The organism is Fulvivirga sp. (assembly GCF_040220315.1).
Taxonomy (GTDB): Bacteria; Bacteroidota; Bacteroidia; order Cytophagales; family Cyclobacteriaceae; genus Fulvivirga.
This window is the reverse complement of sequence record NZ_JAVJUY010000139.1, coordinates 1-3,997: the sequence shown is the minus strand read 5'-3', so window position 1 is coordinate 3,997 and position 3,997 is coordinate 1. Positions and strand designations below refer to the sequence as shown.

At 37.0% G+C, this 3,997-nt stretch carries 3 protein-coding genes; all 3 read left to right on the top strand.

The genetic code is table 11. The features are described from left to right. Positions 1 to 78 precede the first annotated feature (78 nt). The 3 genes from RLO81_RS06535 (at position 79) to RLO81_RS06525 (ending at position 3,710) form a co-directional block, all read left to right on the top strand. Complete coding sequence (locus RLO81_RS06535) at positions 79 to 2,256, top strand: class III lanthionine synthetase LanKC N-terminal domain-containing protein (protein ID WP_350108951.1); 2,178 nt, start codon at positions 79 to 81, stop codon at positions 2,254 to 2,256. A 6-nt stretch (positions 2,257 to 2,262) separates the two neighbouring features. Beyond that, positions 2,263 to 2,610 carry a hypothetical protein gene (locus tag RLO81_RS06530; RefSeq protein WP_350108948.1) on the top strand — a complete coding sequence of 116 codons (348 nt, stop codon included), beginning with the start codon at positions 2,263 to 2,265 and terminating at the stop codon, positions 2,608 to 2,610. Positions 2,611 to 2,786: 176 nt separating this feature from the next. Continuing rightward, positions 2,787 to 3,710, top strand: a complete 924-nt coding sequence (locus RLO81_RS06525; RefSeq protein WP_350108945.1) for a site-specific integrase — start codon at positions 2,787 to 2,789, stop codon at positions 3,708 to 3,710. Positions 3,711 to 3,997: the final 287 nt, after the last annotated feature.

The following is a 3,997-nucleotide window of genomic DNA, read 5'->3' as shown; positions in this document are numbered from 1 at the left end:
TTCAAAAATGCAAATCGCCTTCAAAGTGGTAAATTCATAGCTTTATATCCTGCAACTGAGCAATAAGCCGAGAAATTAATGGATAAAATCACTTTACAGTTAGTTAATTATGAAGGCTTAGATATTTTAACGGATAGAAATTATAAAAAATCAAAAAATGTCTTCTATAGATGGGGTGCTTTTACACAATCTGGACGAATCAATAGTGAAGGAGAACCGGAAGAACTAATACCAAATGGATTGAATGAACTAGTGCCAGATATGAGAGCACCTCATTTCATTCTACCTGAAGGAATTATTGATCCTTTTAGTAGCTTGCCAACAAGTTCAGCGCCAAGTGTCTCTTCAAATTCAATGAAATTTAAGCAATATGAAATTGATTCAGTATTACGTTTTAGTAACGCAGGTGGTAGGTACAAAGCAATCTGTGAAAAAACAGGACTAGATGTTGTACTAAAAGAAGCCCGACCAAAAACAGGTTTTGTAGGAGAAGAAAACGCAGTTACTAGACTGACGAAGGAGTCAGAAACATTAAAGAAATTGAATGCGGAATTACCTGGATTAGCTCCTGAATTATTAGATGAATTTGATGTAAAAGGGCATAAGTTCCTAGTAATAAAGTATATAAATGGAACACCATTGAGCGAGTGGATTGCACGAGAAAATCCGCTATATTCATCAGCTCATTCTTCAAAAGACTTAGTAGATGAATATTTGAATAGAGCAAAATTTATTATATATACGATTGAGAAACTTCTCAGAAAATTACATGCCAGCGGTATTGCTTTCGGAGATCTAAGTCCTGGTAATGTAATTATAGATAGTCAAGATGAGCCTCATCTAATCGATTTTGAGGCATGCTTACCAATAGACACGCTATCAACTGGTGTTGGAACCCCAGATTTTTGTTTATTAGAACAAGGGGGACAATTGACAGCACAAGCTCGAGACGTATATGCGTTGAAATGCATTGCAATTTCATTTGTGTTGAGAGTGACAACTCTTGCAGAAATATCTAATCAAGTATTAGATATTTTAAGTGAAGAATTAATGAGATATTGTAGTTCATTGCCCAGGTGGTGGATTAATGCTTGCAATCACGTTAATGCAGTGACAAGGAAACACTCAATTTACAACGTTTCATACTTTAGCCAACCTAAGTTTTCAAATAATAGATCCACAAAAGTAGTGAGAGGTGACCTGTTTTCTGGGGTTCTTCGACATCGCTCAATAAATGAAAAACAAATATTTCCGACTAGTAACAAATCGCTAAAAGGAGCACATCTTAGTTTTTTTTACGGAGATTCGGGTGTTTTATATACTCTAAAAAAGCATGGTAAAAAAATTGATGAAAATTTAATTGAGAAATACACATGCAGTGTAGATGATGCTCTGAAACAAGATTTATTACCTCTTGGTTACGAGGCGGGTCTGGCAGGAGTTTTAGATGTATGTGAAACATTAAATCTAAAAGAGACATCGAAAAATGTCTTAGAAAAAATAATAAAAGATTGGGAATCATTGGAAGACCCAACGTTGTCAAATGGTTTGGCAGGAATAGCAACGATATTGAATAAATATAAATATTATGATTTGGCAAAAAAGGTATTTGAAAAAGCATTAAACCTTGAGAGTACATTTTCATGGAGAAAAAATGGGCTTCTTTATGGTAGATCAGGACTAGTTGTCGCAGCGGCTGAACTAAGTTCTTCAATAGATTTAAATATATCAATAAAGAAATATATATCTTTTGAATTAGAGCAAACAGTACGACATCCGTTAGGCAACGCTATATCACTAAAGGGCGAAATTGATGGTAATCGTTTATTGCCATATTTAAGAGATGGAACTGCGGGTCTTTTACTTGCATTGGTGGCTGCACATGAATGTGAGCACCTAGACTATGAGCTAGATCAAGAGCTTTTACAGAATCTAACTATGGATCTTTACACGCCATTTATGTTGGAAGCGTCTTTAATGGATGGAGTAGCCGGAATCCAGGTAGTACTGGAACTAATTAGAAACAAATTCCCTGATTTAAAAAAATCTTTTACCGATACTAAACGTTATCGGTTGTCAAAATATATACTGCCTAGTGTATCTGGGCTGGGACTTTTTAACCCGAGGACATACAAGTATGACTTTAGTTATTCACAGGGCTCTCTTGGAGTAATTGAAGCACTAAAATATTTAGAAGGAAATTATGCTTTGAGTATTATAGGTATTTCAATCGATCCAATTAGTGCAAAAGAATAAGTGAGTATGAATAATCACGTTGACAGCAAAAAAACATGGGAATTAGTTGAAGAAAATAAGGATGATATTGATGTGATGAAGCAATGCTGTATGGCAGAGTTGAGAACTATGGAGGATACAGGTCTGGTTCCTACCCCCTATTATTTTGAACGAGTAGCAATTCTTTCAAAGAAAGATAAAAATTACGCTCAAGAAGTGTATTACTGTGGACAATATGTCGAAAAAATTGAGGCGTACTATTCCAAATATGGCATAGACAGAGTTGCCGATATTAGAAAAGGGCCTCGGTATAAGGCCATTGTAAAAAGACTGGAGAAAGCTAGGGAGCTACTCGCTAAACACAAGTCTAAATAGTTCTCGCATTTTTTTATAAATAAATCCTATATTACCCATATCCCGTACTTATTCGATTTGATAAAATCGTCTAAGTACGGGGGGCTTGGTTGTTTTAGTCCATAACAAATGGACTGAAATAATGCCATACCGGAGAGAAGCGGAGTGTATGGCAAAAGACCCAAAAGGAGACTTAAATGTTAGAGAAGACAGTGCTCGAATATCAATCAATCGCTTCCCATTTTTACAAGAACAGGATCCGTGGTGAACTTACTCCACGAAATCTTATACGCGCTCTTGAGCAATCAGCTCATCACTATCGACCGAATTATTTTCGACGCTTAAAGAATGCGATTCGTATTGATCAGGAATCAAAGGGTTTTAAAAAGACAGCAAAACTAGTCAGTGAAATTCAGAATCCGGTAACTTGTGGTGAAGGTGGCTTAGCCGGATTACTCGAGCCAAAAGAGAAGCAGCCTCGTGTTAAAAATGTTTCGCAGGCTGATTTCATTAAGTTAGCTTCGGCCGCTAAGGACAAGAAAGATCGAGCATTGCTTGCGGCTATAAAAATCGCTTATACCTTGGGTTGCAGGCCGGCAGAAATGGAGACAATTCAATTTCTGGGAGGTAACACTGTAAATATAGTCGGTGCAAAGAAAATTGAGGATGAGAATGGAACCGGTCGAGGGCTAGATCGCCAAGTTCTTCTGAGCTCAGAAATCTACGCAAATCTTCAGTTATGGAGTCGAGATTTATTAAGACTCGAACACAAGAAATCAGGACGTATGACTTTGTTACAGGGGCGGCTAAAAAACCTAACAAAAAAAGTTTTTCCACGAAGAAAAAAACAAATTAGTTTTTATTCATTCAGGCATCAAAAAGGTTCAGATTTGAAAGCTTCTGGAATGAGTAGAGTTGAAATTGCTTATTTAATGGGGCATCAGTCTACCGAGTCAATAGAGGTATATGGTAATCGCCGTAGCGGTTCAAGAATGGTGGTTCCAATTGAAGCGGCTATTAGCGTTGCAGAAATATCAAAGTTAGTCCGTAGTAACCATAGGCAGCCGCCTTCTCAATATAAAAAAATTATAATTAATAATGAAAATACCAAGAAAAGATAAGCTGTTAGGCTTCTTAGAATGGTCTTCTCAGTCAATTACTGTCGGCTACTCTTGGAAGTCAGTCTTAAAATACATTATCCAAGTAGGCATAGTAGTAAAAACTTCGAATAATCTGAGCTGCTTATGAACGAAGCCGATACCTGTCGTAAATATGTCGTTCCGAAACTACAAGCTGCAGGTTGGGAAAACTCGCCATACAGCATCGCGGAGCAACGCTATTTTACGAATCCAAAAGGTCGCATTCGTATAGTTGCAGGTAAGGTGATTCGAGGTGAACCAAAAAAATC